Source organism: Phosphitispora fastidiosa, from assembly GCF_019008365.1.
Classification (GTDB): domain Bacteria; phylum Bacillota; class Thermincolia; order Thermincolales; family UBA2595; genus Phosphitispora; species Phosphitispora fastidiosa.
This window is the reverse complement of sequence record NZ_JAHHUL010000152.1, coordinates 1-263: the sequence shown is the minus strand read 5'-3', so window position 1 is coordinate 263 and position 263 is coordinate 1. Positions and strand designations below refer to the sequence as shown.

1 protein-coding gene is annotated in these 263 nt (G+C 71.9%); it reads left to right on the top strand.

What is annotated here, in order from left to right; genetic code table 11:
- The coding region (locus Ga0451573_RS19310; protein WP_231685818.1) for a sodium/proton-translocating pyrophosphatase at nt 1-263 on the top strand (263 nt) is incomplete at both ends.

The following is a 263-nucleotide window of genomic DNA, read 5'->3' as shown; positions in this document are numbered from 1 at the left end:
CAGGGCGGCCTGACCCTCGCCTTCCGCTCCGGCGCGATCACCGGCATGCTGGTGGCGGGCCTGGGCCTGCTCGCGATCGCGCTGATCTTCTGGTATCTGGTCGGCCCGTCCGGCCTCGAGCCCAACAGCCGCAAGGTGATCGAGGCGCTGACCGCCCTCGCCTTCGGCGCCTCGCTGATCTCGATCTTCGCGCGCCTGGGCGGCGGCATCTTCACCAAGGCCGCCGATGTGGGCGCCGACCTGGTCGGCAAGGTCGAGGCCGG